Annotated in this window: 6 protein-coding genes and 1 tRNA gene; 5 read left to right on the top strand and 2 right to left on the bottom strand. The window is 69.7% G+C overall.

All coding sequences use genetic code 11. The features are described 5' to 3' along the window. Positions 1-100 precede the first annotated feature (100 nt). Both GWI24_RS13425 and GWI24_RS13420 read left to right on the top strand, forming a co-directional pair. Positions 101-799, top strand: a complete 699-nt coding sequence (locus GWI24_RS13425; protein WP_210946183.1) for a DegT/DnrJ/EryC1/StrS family aminotransferase — start codon at positions 101-103, stop codon at positions 797-799. A gap of 60 nt (positions 800-859) precedes the next feature. After that, a tRNA-Thr gene (locus GWI24_RS13420) sits at positions 860-932 on the top strand. Positions 933-987: 55 nt separating this feature from the next. Here GWI24_RS13420 and GWI24_RS13415 read toward each other — a convergent pair. Together GWI24_RS13415 and GWI24_RS13410 are read right to left on the bottom strand one after the other, a co-directional pair. Then, entirely contained in the window at positions 988-2,634 is a 1,647-nt protein-coding gene (locus tag GWI24_RS13415; protein ID WP_210946182.1) for an IS1182 family transposase, read from the bottom strand. A gap of 157 nt (positions 2,635-2,791) precedes the next feature. Next, a complete protein-coding gene (locus tag GWI24_RS13410; RefSeq protein ID WP_210946181.1) occupies positions 2,792-5,425 on the bottom strand; it encodes a SpoIIE family protein phosphatase in 2,634 nt (877 codons plus the stop codon). A gap of 250 nt (positions 5,426-5,675) precedes the next feature. Here GWI24_RS13410 and GWI24_RS13405 point away from each other — a divergent pair, with 250 nt between their 5' ends. The 3 genes from GWI24_RS13405 (at position 5,676) to GWI24_RS13395 (ending at position 15,216) form a co-directional block, all read left to right on the top strand. Further along, positions 5,676-11,240: a HAMP domain-containing protein gene (locus tag GWI24_RS13405; protein ID WP_210946180.1), complete on the top strand. Its 5,565-nt coding sequence runs from the start codon at positions 5,676-5,678 to the stop codon at positions 11,238-11,240. Positions 11,241-11,514: 274 nt separating this feature from the next. Beyond that, the gene (locus GWI24_RS13400; RefSeq protein WP_020868040.1) at positions 11,515-12,192 is read left to right on the top strand and encodes a two-component system response regulator; all 678 of its coding nucleotides are present in this window, start codon (positions 11,515-11,517) and stop codon (positions 12,190-12,192) included. 177 nt (positions 12,193-12,369) lie between these two features. Further along, the gene (locus tag GWI24_RS13395) at positions 12,370-15,216 is read left to right on the top strand and encodes a DNA translocase FtsK (protein WP_210946179.1); all 2,847 of its coding nucleotides are present in this window, start codon (positions 12,370-12,372) and stop codon (positions 15,214-15,216) included. Positions 15,217-15,279: the final 63 nt, after the last annotated feature.

Genomic DNA, 15,279 nt, shown 5'->3' with positions numbered 1-15,279 from the left:
GTGCAGAGAGCCCTGCCGGGACTTCGGTCACCGGCAGGGCTCTTCTCTTGTTGTGTTGCGAGCCACTCGGTGTTCATGTTGTCTGGGCACGATGCCGCTCATGGGGACTCCTACGGATGAGCTGCTGCATGAGTTGACCCGGGCGCGTGTGCGACCGGGCGACGAGGTCATCGTGCCGTCCTACGGCACTCCCGAAGCCGCGGAAGCGGTGCTGCTGGCCGGCGCCAGGCCGGTGTTCGTTGACATCGACGCCCATACCTACTGCATAGACCCGGCCGCGGTGGCCGAGGCGCTGACGCCCAGGACCGCGGCCATCGTGGCCATTCACACCTTCGGACATCCCGCCGACATGGCGGCCCTCACCGAGATCGGCCAGCGGCACGGCGTGCTGGTGATCGGACACGGGGCTGCCAGCGAGCCCGCCGGGGAGATACTGCGGCGGCAGACCAACGCGGCTTATCTGGACGGAAAGCTGCGTGGCGTCCTCACGCCGTCTGTCGCGCCCGGTGTGGAACACACCTACCAGCAATACGTCGTCCGGGTGCCCGGCAACGGCCGGCCGGACCGGGACGCCTTCGCCCGTACGCTGCGTTCTCGCGGCGTCGTATGCCATGTGCCCGTACAGACGCCCGCGCACCGCACCGCGCGCTTCCGGCGCGATCTGTGGCTCGCGGAGACCGAGCGCGCGGCCGATGAGTGCCTGGCGCTGCCCGTCGATCCGACCATGTCGCGGCGGGAGTTGCAGCGTGTGGTCTCGGCCTGCAACGCGTTGGGCGGGCTGCTGCAGTCAGCCGCCTGAGCCACGGGGCGGGTGGTCGGGAGCGCACCCGAGTTCGGGTATGATCGATCCCGTCGACGCGCCCCAATAGCTCAGTCGGCAGAGCGTCTCCATGGTAAGGAGAAGGTCTACGGTTCGATTCCGTATTGGGGCTCTCCTGCGAAGGCCCCCGCCAAGTGGACACTGTTGGTAATTCCGCCCCGCTGGATTCATCCAGCGGGGCGGAGTGCTGCGAAGGGCGAAATGCGGGTCTTGGCGAGTGGTCTGCCGGTGAGCCAGGCATCGATGCGGGCGAGGTTGACGGCGGCGCCGGTGAAGTGGTGCTGCAATCGGGTCTTGGCGAGGCCGCGGTAGCGGGATCTGCGCAGGCCGAATGCCTGGACGCCCTGTGAGATCGTGCCCTCGACGCCGGCGCGGTGTCCGTAGCGGCGGCGCCAGTGGTCGGTGTCCTGCTCGATACGGGCCTGCTGAAGGATGTCGTGCTCGGTCTTCGGTCTCAGGGTCAGAATGCGGCCGGTCCTGGAGCTGGTGCACGAGGTCCGCAGTTCACAGGGGTCGCAGTGCCGGGCGGCGAACCGGACCCGGGTGACCGGAGCGTCGAACTGGCTATGGGCTTCCCGCCACTGGACGCTGGTCTGTCCGCCGGGGCAGACGGCCTGGCGCTGGTCCCAGTCGATGGTGAAACGAGTGTTGTCGAAGATGTCTCCGGTCGCCTGCCCTCTCACGGTGGTGGACTTGACCGGGCCGACCAGCTCGATGTCGTGATCGCGGCGGGAGTGGTGGATCTGTTCGGCGTCGATGTATCCGGCGTTCACCAGGTGCTCGTCCGGAAGCAGGCCCCGCTCAGCCAGGGCGGTGTGGATGTCCTCCAGGACGAGGACGTCGTTGACGGGCGCCGGCGTGGTGCGAACGTGGGTGATCAGATGTGGGGCATCGGGCTCGCAGGTCTCGCTGAGGTGGACTTTGTAACCGGACCAGCCCAGGTCCCGTTTCGAACCAGTGCGGGCCTCGGGCTCGTAGGGGGTCGTTAAGCGGATCAGGCCCGGCGGGAGGTCCTTCGTCCCGCGCCAGCGCACGGTGTCCTCGACATGGTGGAACTGCTGCACCCAGGTCTGCCGCAGGAACTCCACCGAGGGCAGGTTTCGCAACGTGGGCGGTGACGTGGCCGACCAGACGGCCTTCAGCAGCATCATGCCGTCGGTCCCGCACTGGTCGGCGTGCTCGACGCGGGCCGCCCACCGGGATGCGAAGCGGCTGTCCTCCGGCCTGGCCGAGTAGCGGTCGAACCACTCCGGCGACGACACCGTCACCAGCCAGTCCCCGGCCGCCTCCGCTACCTGGTTCAGGGCCGCCCGCAGGGTCTCGACCACGAACTCCAGCCGGTTCAGGTCTCTTGTTGCGGCCAGCACGTGGGTGGCATCCGTGCGCTGCCGTTTGCCCGCCTTGACCAGCCCTGCCTCGCCGGCCGCCCGGAGTACGGCATCGAACACCATCTGACCGGCTTGGCCGTCGACCAGCCGGGCACGGAACTCGCTGAGCACCGAGAAGTCGAATCCGGTGTCGGCCAGCTCCAGCGCGAGGGTGTACTTCCAGTCCAGTCGCGAGCGGACCGCATGCGCGGCCTGCCGGTCGGTCAGCCTCTCAGCGAACTGCAACACCGAAACCAGCGCGAGCCGGGCGGGAGACACCACCGGCCTCCCTCGGGCCGGGAAAAGTTCGTCGAAATCGGCATCCGAGAAGACCGGCCCGAGCGCATCCCGCACCCGCATCACCAGGCAGCCCTTCGGGAACACCGCACGTGCCAGCCGAGCGGTCTCCTCTGGGATCTCCCCCAGATCCACCCCACGCAACGACACCAAACCCACCCCTCAACACGACGACGGCCTGCACAACCCCAACGGGGTCGTGCAGGCCGTCGTCACGCCCGCACCCGATTTACCAACAGCGTCCAAGTGGCGGGGGCCTTCGTCATGTCCGGGCATCGCCGGGGCGCCCCGGCGATGCCCGGCCGTCTCAGGCGTCGGCGGGCTCGGGTTCCGGGACGCGCATCGCCAGGATCGCCATGTCGTCGGACGGCGGCTCCGCGGCGAAGCGCTCGACCGCTCGCAGCACCCGGGCCGCCACCGCGCCCGCCGTAAGGCCGGTGCAGGTCGTGAGGACGTCGATAAGGCCGTCGTCGCCGAGCATTCTGGTGCCCTCGCGCCGCTCCGTCACGCCGTCGGTGACGCACAGCAGCACATCGCCAGGGTTGAGCGTCACCGTCTGCTCGTACAGCTCGAGATCCTCCATGACGCCGAGCAGCGGCTGGGGCTCGGCCGCCGCCTCCACGCTGCCGTCCTGGCGAAGCCGGAGCGGCAGCGGGTGTCCGGCGCAGACGATCTTGAGCACCGCGCTGCCGTCGTGCTGCGGCCACAACTCGCCGTAGAGGAGGGTCAGGAAGCGGCTGCGGGCGCCCTCGTCGAGGATCGCCGCGTTGAGCCGCTCCAGGACCGCCGGGCCGCCGAAGCCCTCGCGGGCGAGCAGCCGCAGGGCGTGCCGGGCGAGCCCGGTGACCGCGGCGGCCTCCGGTCCGGTGCCGCAGACGTCGCCGATGGCGAAGCCGTACGCCCCGTCGCGGATCGGGAAGAGGTCGTAGAAGTCGCCGCCGACCTCGTTGCCCTCGCCCGCCGCACGGTAGATGACCTCGACCTCGACTCCGGGGACCTCGGGCTGCTCGGGCGGCAGCAGACTGCGCTGCAGGGACTGGCTGATCGCGGTGCGCTCCGAGTAGAGCCGCGCGTTGTCCAGCGCGAGCGCGGCCCGGCGGGAGAGGTCCTCGGCCAGCTCCAGGTTCTCCTGGCGGAAGTGTTCGTCGGTGGGCTTGCCGAGGATGAGCATGCCGATGACGCGGTTGCGGGCCACCAGGGGCAGCACGACCGTCTCCCCGCCGACCGCGGAGGCGGTCGCGAGCGAGGCGCCGGGGCCGGAGGAGGGGCGGGCGGAGTCGCCGAGGCTGAGGCTGCGCAGCGAGGTGCGCAGGGCGGCGGCGTGGGCCGCGTCATAGGGGCCGGACCAGCTGCGGGCGCCGCCGGTGGCGACCTGCTCCGGTGGGTCGATCTTCATCAGCAGGGCCTTGAGCCCGTCGATGCGGTCCTCGTCCTCATGCAGAACGTACGACAGCTCGGGCTCGGACGCCTGGTCGGCGACCGTATAGACGGCGCACCAACTGGCCAGCGTGGGCACCGTCATCTGGGCCATGAGCGCCAGCGTCTGGTCGCGGTCCAGCGTGCCCGCGAGGAGGTCGGACGCCTCGACGAGGAAGGACAGGGAGCCGCGGCGCAGCCGCTCCAGCTCGGTGAGGCGGGCGCGCTCTACGGCGAGGGCGATGCGGTCGGCGGCGAACTGCAGCCGCAGGGCCTCTTCGTTGCTGTAGCGGGCGGGGGACTCGGCGGCGACGCCGAGCGAGCCGGTGAGCCGGCCCTCGACCTTCAGCGGGACGGTGACCACGGAGCGCATCCCCGTGTTCACCAGCAGGGGAACGGCGCCGGGCACCGCGGACAGGTCCTCGTGGACGGCGGGCATGCGGGCCGAGCCGTAGCGCCCGGTGCCCGCTTCGACGGGGACGCGGGCGAAGCGCTGGCGGGCGGAGGTCAGCCCGGTGGAGGCGCGGACTTCCAGCTCGGTCTCGTCGTCGGTGGCGAGCAGCAGATAGGCGGCGTCGCCGTCGAGCATGTCGCGGGCCCGCTCGACGGTGCGCTGGAGCAGGCCGTCGAGGTCGTCGGGGGCCGGGGAGCCGATGAAGACCTCGAAGGCGTCGGTGGCCGGGCCCCGCTCGGCGGTTTCGGCGGTGTCCACGTTCGCACCGCGCATCGGGCTCTGGAGCACGGCGCGCTCGTGGTCGCGCACCAGCAGACAGACGGTGGACGGCTCGCCCTCGGCGTCGCGGATGCGCAGGTGGGAGGCGTAGACGGGGGAGACCCGGCCGTCGGCGCCGCGGATGCCGTAGGAGCCCTCCCAGCGGGAGAGCAGGAGCGCCTCGGCGACGCCGGTGCCGGTGCCGGGGGTGTGCGGCCAGGCCGCGAGGTCGGTCAGAGGCTTGCCGATGATCTGTTCCGGATGGTAACCGAACAGCTCCTGAGCGTCGTCGTTCCAGGCGCTGATCAGGCCGCCGCTGTCGACCTGGACGACGCCGACCCGGACCCGGGAGTCGGCGATGGGCAGGGCGCTGGAGGGCAGGGCGGGTCCGGCGGCCCGGGTGCCGGCCGGGCGGTCGGGGAAGTCGAGCTGGAACCAGACCTGCTTGTGGGTCGCGGTGTACTCGACGCCCCAGCGGGCGGCGAGCGCGGCGCACAGCAACAGACCGCGGCCGCCCTCGCGGTCGGGGTGCCCGAAGTGGTGGCCGCCGTTGCTCTGCAGCGGGACCTCGCGTTCAGGGTAGCGATCGGCGACCTCGACGCGCACGCCGGTGTCGGCGCGGATGCAGACCACATCGGCGGTGGTACCGGCGTGCACCACCGCATTGGTGACAAGTTCGCTGGTCAGGACGACGGCGTCGTCCACGATGTCGGTGAGGCCCCACCCCTGGAGGGTGTCCCGGACAAAGGTGCGGGCGGCGGCGACCGAGCGTCCCACCGGCTCGAAGGTGGCGGCTGCCCGCGCGGTGATCACAGGTCTCCTCATAAGTGTCTCGGCGAACTGCTCACCCATGTCGCAGCGCCCCTCCGATGCCCTGGCCGGTTGCCAGGTTACTTACCACCGATGCCCTCGCGAATGCCGGTCGGCTTCGATTCCACCCAGAGGTGCCCTCGGCGGTGTGGGATGCTGCCGAACTGTTATGGCCTGGTTGGGGCATGGTGAAACACTGGGGAAGCTGGAAGAAGAACCCGACGAGGACGGTCAACCCTGCGGGAGGGACACGGTGGAGTCTGGCGCAGCGGCGCGGGGCACGAATACGCGCGCGAAAGGCGGACGGTCCCGGAGCAATGGGACGACTGAAGTGGAGACGGCGGCCCTGAACCGGCTGCTGACCGCGATGACGGCCATGCGGGACGGGAACTTCCGCAAGCGGCTCACGGTCTCGGGCGAGGGCGTGATGTCCGAGATCGCCGCGGTCTTCAACGAGGTCGCGGACCGCAATCTGCAGCTCACGGGCGAGCTGACCCGGGTGCGGCGGGTGGTCGGCCGCGAGGGCAAGCTCACCGAGCGGCTGGAGACCGGCGCCTGTGAGGGGCAGTGGGCCGCGGCCATTGACGCGTCCAACGCCCTGGTGGACGATCTCGTACGGCCGGTGTCCGAGGTGGGCCGGGTGCTGTCGGCGGTCGCCGAGGGCGACCTGGAGCAGCGGATGGACCTGCGGGCCCAGGGCTCCGACGGGTCGGCGCATCCCCTGCGGGGCGAGTTCCTGAAGGTGGGCCGCACGGTCAACGGCCTGGTGGATCAGCTCTCGGCGTTCACCGACGAGGTGACTCGGGTCGCGAGTGAGGTCGGCACCGAGGGCAAGCTGGGCGGTCAGGCCCGGGTGCGCGGAATGTCGGGTTCGTGGAAGGACCTCACGGAGTCCGTCAACACGATGGCCTCCCGGCTCACCGCTCAGGTGCGTGACATCGCTCTCGTCACCACGGCGGTGGCCAAGGGTGATCTGTCCCGGAAGGTCACGGTTCATGTGTCCGGGGAGATGCTCGAGCTGAAGGAAACCGTCAACACGATGGTGGACCAGCTCTCCTCCTTCGCCTCCGAAGTGACCAGGGTCGCCCGTGAGGTGGGCACCGAGGGTGAGCTCGGCGGCCAGGCGAAGGTGCCGGGCGTCGCGGGCGTCTGGAAGGACCTCACCGACTCCGTCAATCTCATGGCCGGGAACCTGACCGCGCAGGTGCGTGGGATCGCCCAGGTCACCACGGCGGTCGCCAACGGTGATCTGTCGCAGAAGGTGACGGTGAGCGCACGCGGCGAGGTCGCGCAGCTGGCCGACACGATCAACACCATGACCGAGACGCTGCGTACCTTCGCGGACGAGGTCACGCGGGTGGCCAGCGAGGTCGGCGCCGAGGGGCTGCTGGGCGGTCAGGCGCAGGTGCCGGGTGCGGCGGGGACGTGGAAGGATCTCACCGATTCGGTGAACACCGCGTTCCGGAACCTCACCGCGCAGGTGCGGGACATCGCCCAGGTGACGACGGCGGTGGCGAACGGCGATCTGTCGCAGAAGGTCACCGTCGATGTGGCCGGAGAGATGCTGGAGCTGAAGAACACCGTCAACACGATGGTGGACCAGCTGCAGTCGTTCGGCGCCGAGGTGACGCGGGTCGCCCGGGAGATCGGTGTCGAGGGCGAGCTGGGCGGTCAGGCGCAGGTGCCGGGTGCGGCGGGGACGTGGAAGGATCTCACCGATTCGGTGAACACCGCGTTCCGGAACCTCACCGGACAGGTGCGCAACATCGCCCAGGTGACGACGGCGGTGGCGAACGGCGACCTGTCCCAGAAGGTCACCGTCGACGTCTCCGGCGAGATGCTCAAGCTGAAGAACACCGTGAACACCATGGTGGACCAGCTGTCCTCGTTCGCCGACCAGGTCACCAGGATGGCGCGGGACGTGGGCACCGAGGGCCGGCTGGGCGGTCAGGCCCGGGTGGACGGGGTCAGCGGCGTCTGGGCGGACCTGACCGACTCCGTGAACTCCATGGCCGGGAACCTGACGGCGCAGGTGCGCGGTATCGCCCAGGTGACGACGGCGGTCGCGCGCGGCGATCTGTCGCAGAAGATCGAGGTGGACGCGCGCGGCGAGATCCTGGAGCTGAAGAACACCATCAACACGATGGTCGACCAGCTCTCCGACTTCGCCGAACAGGTGACCCGGGTCGCCCGCGAGGTGGGTACGGACGGCCGGCTGGGCGGTCAGGCGCAGGTGCCCGGTGTGGCGGGCGTCTGGCGCGATCTGACCGACTCGGTGAACGGCATGGCGGGCAACCTGACCGCCCAGGTGCGCAATATCGCGCAGGTGGCCACGGCGGTCGCCCGCGGTGACCTCTCCCAGAAGATCGACGTCGATGCGCGCGGCGAGATCCTGGAGCTGAAGAACACTCTGAACACGATGGTCGACCAGCTGTCGTCCTTCGCGGAGGAGGTCACCAGGGTTGCCCGCGAGGTGGGCACCGAGGGCCAGTTGGGCGGGCAGGCCGAGGTGCAGGGCGTCTCCGGTACGTGGAAGGACCTGACCCAGTCCGTCAACAGCATGGCCAACAACCTGACGTCCCAGGTGCGTTCGATCGCGGAGGTGACGACGGCGGTCGCCAAGGGCGATCTGTCGAAGAAGATCACCGTCGATGCCAAGGGCGAGATCCTCGAGCTGGTCACCACGGTGAACACGATGGTGGACCAGCTGTCGTCGTTCGCCGAGCAGGTGACCCGGGTGGCCCGTGAGGTGGGCACCGAGGGGCAGTTGGGCGGTCAGGCGCGGGTTCCGGGCGTGACCGGTATCTGGAAGGACCTGAGCAACAACGTCAACCTGATGGCCAACAACCTGACCATCCAGGTGCGGAACATCTCGCAGGTCTCGGCCGCGGTCGCCAACGGCGATCTGACGAAGAAGGTGACGGTCGAGGCGCGCGGCGAGGTCGCGGCGCTGGCCGACACCGTCAACACGATGGTGACGACGCTGTCCTCGTTCGCCGACGAGGTCACCCGCGTGGCCCGCGAGGTGGGCACGGACGGCATCCTGGGCGGCCAGGCCCGGGTGCCCGGCGTCTCGGGGACGTGGAAGGACCTCACCGAGTCCGTGAACTCGATGGCGTCCAACCTGACCGGCCAGGTCCGCAACATCGCGATGGTCACCACGGCCATCGCCCAGGGTGATCTGACCAAGAAGATCGACATCGAGGCGCGTGGCGAGATCCTCGAGCTGAAGACGACCATCAACACGATGGTGGACCAGCTCTCGTCGTTCGCCGACCAGGTGACCCGGGTGGCCCGTGAGGTGGGCACCGAGGGCCAGCTGGGCGGCCAGGCGCGGGTGCGGGACGTGGCCGGCACCTGGAAGGACCTGACCGAGTCGGTGAACGAGATGGCCGGGAACCTGACCCGTCAGGTGCGCGCCATCGCAGAGGTGGCCACCGCGGTGACCCGTGGCGATCTCAACCTCAAGATCGACGTGGACGCCTCCGGCGAGATCCAGGTCCTCCAGGACCACATCAACACCATGATCGCCAACCTCCGCGAGACCACGCTCGCCAACAAGGAGCAGGACTGGCTCAAGGGCAACCTGGCCCGGATCTCCGGTCTGATGCAGGGCCGTCGCGACCTGGAGGACGTCGCCCGGCTGATCATGAGCGAGCTGACCCCGGTGGTCTCCGCCCAGCACGGCGCGTTCTTCCTGGCCGTGCCGCCCGGCGAGGGCACTGATGTGGTCGCGGACAGCACCTCCGACGACGGCTACGAACTGCTGCTGGTCGGCTCCTACGGCTACACCCAGGGCTCGATGCCCACGCGCTTCAAGCCCGGTGAGACGCTGATCGGCACGGTCGCCGAGGAGAAGCGCGCGATCCTGGTGGAGAACGTGCCACCGGGCTATCTCAAGATCGCCTCCGGACTCGGCGAGGCGGCTCCGGCCCATGTGATCGTGTTGCCGGTGCTCTTCGAGGGGCAGCTGCTGGGCGTGATCGAGCTGGCCTCGTTCCAGCCGTTCGCCCAGATCCAGAAGGACTTCCTCAACCAGATCGCCGAGATGATCGGCACCAGCGTCAACACCATCAGCGTCAACACCAAGACCGAGGTGCTGCTGAAGCAGTCGCAGGAGCTGACCGAGCAGCTGCGGGAGCGGTCCGCCGAGCTGGAGAACCGGCAGAAGGCCCTCCAGGCGTCCAACGCGGAGCTGGAGGAGAAGTCCGAGCGGCTGGCCCGCCAGAACCGCGACATCGAGGTCAAGAACACCGAGATCGAGGAAGCCCGGCAGGTGCTCGAGGAGCGTGCCGAGCAGCTCGCCGTCTCGATGCGCTACAAGAGCGAGTTCCTGGCGAACATGTCGCACGAGCTGCGCACGCCGCTCAACTCGCTGCTGATCCTGGCCAAGCTGCTCGCCGACAACGCCGACGGCAACCTGTCGCCGAAGCAGGTGGAGTTCGCCGAGACCATCCACGGCGCGGGCTCGGACCTGCTGCAGCTGATCAACGACATCCTGGACCTGTCGAAGGTCGAGGCGGGCAAGATGGACGTCAGCCCGACCCGTATCGCCCTGGTCCAGCTCGTCGACTATGTGGAGGCCACCTTCCGGCCGCTGACCGCGGAGAAGGGCCTGGACTTCTCCGTAAGGGTGTCGCCGGAGCTCCCGGCCACGCTGCACACCGACGAGCAGCGGCTGCTGCAGGTGCTGCGCAATCTGCTGTCCAACGCGGTGAAGTTCACCGACAGCGGCGCCGTGGAGCTGGTCATCCGGCCGGCGGGCGCGGATGTGCCGCATGCCATCCGGGAGCAGCTGCTGGAGCACGGTGCGCTGCGCGACGCGGACGCCGAGATGATCGCCTTCTCGGTGACCGACACCGGTATCGGCATCGCGGCGAGCAAGATGCGGGTGATCTTCGAGGCGTTCAAGCAGGCCGACGGCACCACCAGCCGTAAGTACGGCGGCACCGGACTGGGCCTGTCCATCAGCCGGGAGATCGCCCGGCTGCTGGGCGGCGAGATCCACGCGGCCAGCGAGCCGGGCCGGGGCTCGACGTTCACGCTCTACCTGCCGCTGCACCCCAGCGAGCTGCCGCCCCAGGGCTACCCCCAGCTCGCCCCGAGCGGCTCGGCCCCGGGCCCGCTGGCGCTCGAGGCGCGTCCCAGCGCCGTGGAGGAGACCACGGAGAACGGTGCCGCGGCGGAGCGGGAGGAGGCCGCACAGGACGCCTCCGACGGCTCTCCGGCGGCGCGCGGCCGTGGCGGCTCCGGGCTGTTCCGGCGGCGTCAGCGGGCCGAGCAGGAGGCGTCGCGGACCGACGCGGAGCAGGCCCCGGCGCAGCCGGAGACGGAGTCGGGCGCCCGGTCGGCGGGCCGCCGCCCGGGACGGCACGCGCAGGCCCCCGAGCCGTGGCTGCTGGGCGGCCAGGACCTGGTGGCCCCGGAGCCGGCGGGCGGCTTCCACGGCGAAAAGGTGTTGATCGTCGACGACGACATCCGTAATGTCTTCGCGCTGACCAGCGTGCTGGAGCAGCACGGGCTGCAGGTGCTGTACGCGGAGAACGGCCGGGAGGGCATCGAGGTCCTGGAGCAGCACGACGATGTCGTACTGGTCCTGATGGACATCATGATGCCGGAGATGGACGGCTACGCCACGACGGCCGCGATCCGCAGGATGCCGCAGTTCGCCGGGCTGCCGATCATCGCCCTCACCGCGAAGGCGATGAAGGGCGACCGGGAGAAGAGTATCGAAGCGGGCGCGTCGGACTACGTCACCAAGCCGGTCGACACCGATCATCTCCTTACGGTGATGGAGCAGTGGATGTCGGTTGAGTGACCCGAGGCACGCGCGGGACAACCGTGGTGTTGACTGAGTGTCGCCGAACACGTGTGGGAACGCGGTATTCGGGGAACCTTCTGGTCTCCCACCGCGTTTCTGCTACGTGCACAGTGACATCGCGGTGACAGGGTGTGGCGAACAGCGGGGTGCGGCTACCATGACCGGCACAAGGACGGGCGGCGCAAGGGAGCCGTCCCCTGGGGCGGCGCCCGGTGCTTCCCCCAGCTCTGCGAGCTGGGGAGACCCCAAGCCGGGACGAGGAGGACGGGGCATGGTGCAGAAGGCCAAGATCCTCCTGGTCGATGACCGGCCGGAGAATCTGCTGGCGCTGGAGGCCATTCTCTCCGCGCTCGATCAGACCCTGGTGCGGGCATCGTCAGGGGAGGAAGCGCTCAAGGCGCTGCTGACGGACGACTTCGCGGTGATTCTGCTGGACGTCCAGATGCCGGGCATGGACGGGTTCGAGACCGCGGCGCACATCAAGCGCCGGGAGCGGACCCGCGACATCCCGATCATTTTCCTCACGGCGATCAATCACGGCCCGCACCACACGTTCCGGGGCTATGCGGCCGGCGCGGTGGACTACATCTCCAAACCCTTCGACCCGTGGGTGCTCAGAGCCAAGGTCTCGGTCTTCGTGGATCTCTACATGAAGAACTGCCAGCTGCGGGAGCAGGCGTCGCTGCTGCGGCTGCAGTTGGAGGGCGGCCAGCCCGCCGCCGGGGAGGCCAAGGAGTCGGCGGGGCTGCTCGCCGAGCTGTCCGCGCGGCTCGCCGCCGTCGAGGAGCAGGCCGAGGCGTTGTCCAAGCAACTGGACGAGTCGGCGGACGCCGCCGCCGTGGCCACCGCGGCCCATCTGGAGCGCAAGCTGACCGGTCTGCGGCGGGCGCTGGACGCGCTGGAGCCGGGTGCGGGCAGCGGTGCCGGCCAGGTCCCCTCGCAGAACTGATCCGCCCGCCCCACCGTCACCGTCGGTCGGTCATCGCCGACCGGTCACCCGCACTTTGACGCGCCGTCACGGCCGCCTCACCGCATCGTCGGCGCAGCGGCACCCGTGTGACGTCAGTGGTGCCTGATACCCCCGCCATGCGTGCTCCGTACGGCGGACGCGGGTAACCTCGCCTCCATGGCCTCTCGTACGTCCGGCAAGGGTTCCCAGAGCACGGCGGGCACCTCGAAGAAGCGCGCCGGGCAGTCCGGAGGCGCGGCGAAGAAGGCGGCCGCCAAGAAGGCGCCCGCGAAGAAGGCTCCTGCCAAGAAGTCCGCCGCGCCCGCGAAGAGGGCCGCGTCGAAGAAGGCGGCGGCCAAGGCGGCTCCCTCACCCGCCCCGAATCCCACCAGCGGCGTGTTCCGCATCGTGCGCGCCGTGTGGATGGGCATGGCGCGCGGCCTCGCGGCGATGTTCCGCGGCATAGGCCGCGGCGCCAAGGGACTCGACCCGGCCCACCGTAAGGACGGCAGCGCTCTGCTGCTGTTCGCCCTCGCCCTGATCGTCGCGGCGGGCACCTGGTCCAATCTGGACGGGCCGGTCGGCAGGCTGGTCGAGATGCTGATCACCGGCGCCTTCGGCCGGCTCGACTTGGTGGTGCCGATACTGCTGGGCACCATCGCCGTCCGGCTGATCCTCCACCCGGAGCGGCCGGAGGCCAACGGGCGGATCGTCATCGGGCTCTCGGCGCTCGTCATCGGCGTCCTGGGGCAGGTGCACATCGCGTGCGGTGCCCCGGGGCGCGGCCAGGGGACCGCGGCGATGCAGGACGCGGGCGGTCTGATCGGCTGGGCCGTCTCCCGGCCGCTGATCTACCTGATGGGCGATGTGCTGGCCGTACCGCTGCTGGTGCTGCTCACCGTCTTCGGGCTGCTGGTGGTCACCGCGACGCCGGTCGCCGCCATTCCGCAGCGGCTACGGCAGCTGGGCGTCCGGCTGGGCCTGGTGCGGGACCACGAGGACGCGTACGCGTCGGAGGCCGGGTACGACGCGGCGGAGTACGCCGACGAATGGCGCGAGACGCCCGCCAGGCGGCCTCGCAGAACCTCGCTCGCCAAAGAGGGCCCGGACGGCGCCGGAGGCCCGGAGCGGGCCGAGGAGGAGGCGCTGCGCAAGCGCCGGCGCTCGCGCCGCTCGTCGTCCGCCCAACCGCCGCTCGACCGGCCCTTGGACGCGGTGGACGTGGCGGCCGCTGCCGCCGCCTCGCTGGACGGGGCCGTGCTGCACGGTGTGCAGCCCTCGCCGCTCGTCGCCGGGCTCAGCAACGGGCTTTCGGGCGAGCGCGAGGACGGAGCCGCGAGCGGCGGGGTGCCGGGCGCGCGCGATGCCGACAAGGAGTCCGGAAAGACCGCCGGGAAGGGCGGCGCCAAGGGAGGGGCGGCGGCCGGGAAGGGCCGTACGGACGGAGCCGACGAGGCGGAACCGCAGCAGGTCCCCGATCTCACCCGGCCCGTGGCCGAGTCCGGCGAGCCGCTGCCGCCGCGCGCCGAGCAGCTCCAGCTCTCCGGCGACATCACCTACTCGCTGCCCTCGCTCGACCTGCTGGAGCGCGGCGGCCCCGGCAAGACCCGCAGTGCGGCCAACGACGCGGTCGTGGACTCGCTGACGAAGGTGTTCACGGAGTTCAAGGTGGACGCCGCCGTCACCGGCTTCACCCGCGGCCCGACGGTCACCCGCTACGAGGTGGAACTCGGCCCGGCCGTCAAGGTCGAGCGGATCACCGCGCTGACCAAGAACATCGCCTACGCGGTCGCCAGTCCCGATGTTCGTATCATCAGCCCGATCCCGGGCAAGTCGGCCGTCGGCATCGAAATCCCCAACAGCGACCGCGAGATGGTCAACCTGGGCGATGTGCTGCGCTCGGCGGACTCCGTCGGCGACGACCATCCGATGCTCGTCGGGCTGGGCAAGGACGTCGAGGGCGGCTATGTGGCGGCCAACCTGGCCACCATGCCGCATGTGCTGGTGGCGGGCGCGACCGGTTCCGGCAAGTCGTCCTGCATCAACTGCCTGATCACGTCGATCATGGCCCGGGCCACGCCGGACGATGTGCGGATGGTGCTGGTCGACCCCAAGCGGGTGGAGCTGACCGCCTACGAGGGCATTCCGCATCTGATCACACCGATCATCACCAACCCCAAGCGCGCCGCCGAGGCGCTCCAATGGGTCGTACGGGAGATGGATCTTCGCTACGACGACCTCGCGGCCTACGGCTTCCGCCATATCGACGACTTCAACGCGGCCGTCCGTAAGGGGAAGGTGAAGGAGCCCGAGGGGAGCGAGCGGGAGCTCAAGCCCTATCCGTATCTGCTGGTGATCGTCGACGAGCTGGCCGATTTGATGATGGTCGCACCGCGGGACGTCGAGGACTCGATCGTGCGGATCACACAGCTGGCGCGCGCGGCCGGAATCCACTTGGTGCTGGCCACCCAGCGGCCCTCGGTGGACGTCGTCACCGGTCTGATCAAGGCCAATGTGCCCTCACGACTCGCCTTCGCCACCTCCTCGCTGGCCGACAGCCGCGTCATCCTGGACCAGCCCGGCGCCGAGAAGCTGATCGGCAAGGGCGACGGCCTCTTCCTGCCGATGGGTGCGAACAAGCCCACCCGGATGCAGGGCGCGTATGTCACCGAGTCCGAGGTCGAGGCGGTCGTCGCGCACTGCAAGGAGCAGATGGCACCGGTCTTCCGCGACGACGTGACGGTCGGGACGTCGAAGAAGAAGGAGATCGACGAGGAGATCGGCGATGATCTCGATCTGCTCTGCCAGGCCGCTGAGCTGGTGGTTTCCACCCAGTTCGGCTCGACGTCGATGCTTCAGCGCAAGCTGCGGGTGGGTTTCGCCAAGGCGGGGCGGCTGATGGATCTCATGGAGTCCCGGAACATCGTCGGCCCGAGCGAGGGATCCAAGGCGCGCGATGTGCTCGTCAAGCCGGATGAATTGGATGGCGTGCTCGACGTGATCCGCGGTAAGGCTCACTCATAAGGGTTTGGCGGGCAACCGTTTCCCCTACCGAAACGTCAAGTTGAGGGAGGTGGCGGAGTGAGA

This window comes from Streptomyces sp. MK37H, assembly GCF_018035285.1.
GTDB lineage: Bacteria > Actinomycetota > Actinomycetes > Streptomycetales > Streptomycetaceae > Streptomyces > Streptomyces endocoffeicus.
The sequence above is the reverse complement of the archived record's forward strand: the minus strand, read 5'-3'. Positions and strand labels throughout refer to the sequence as shown.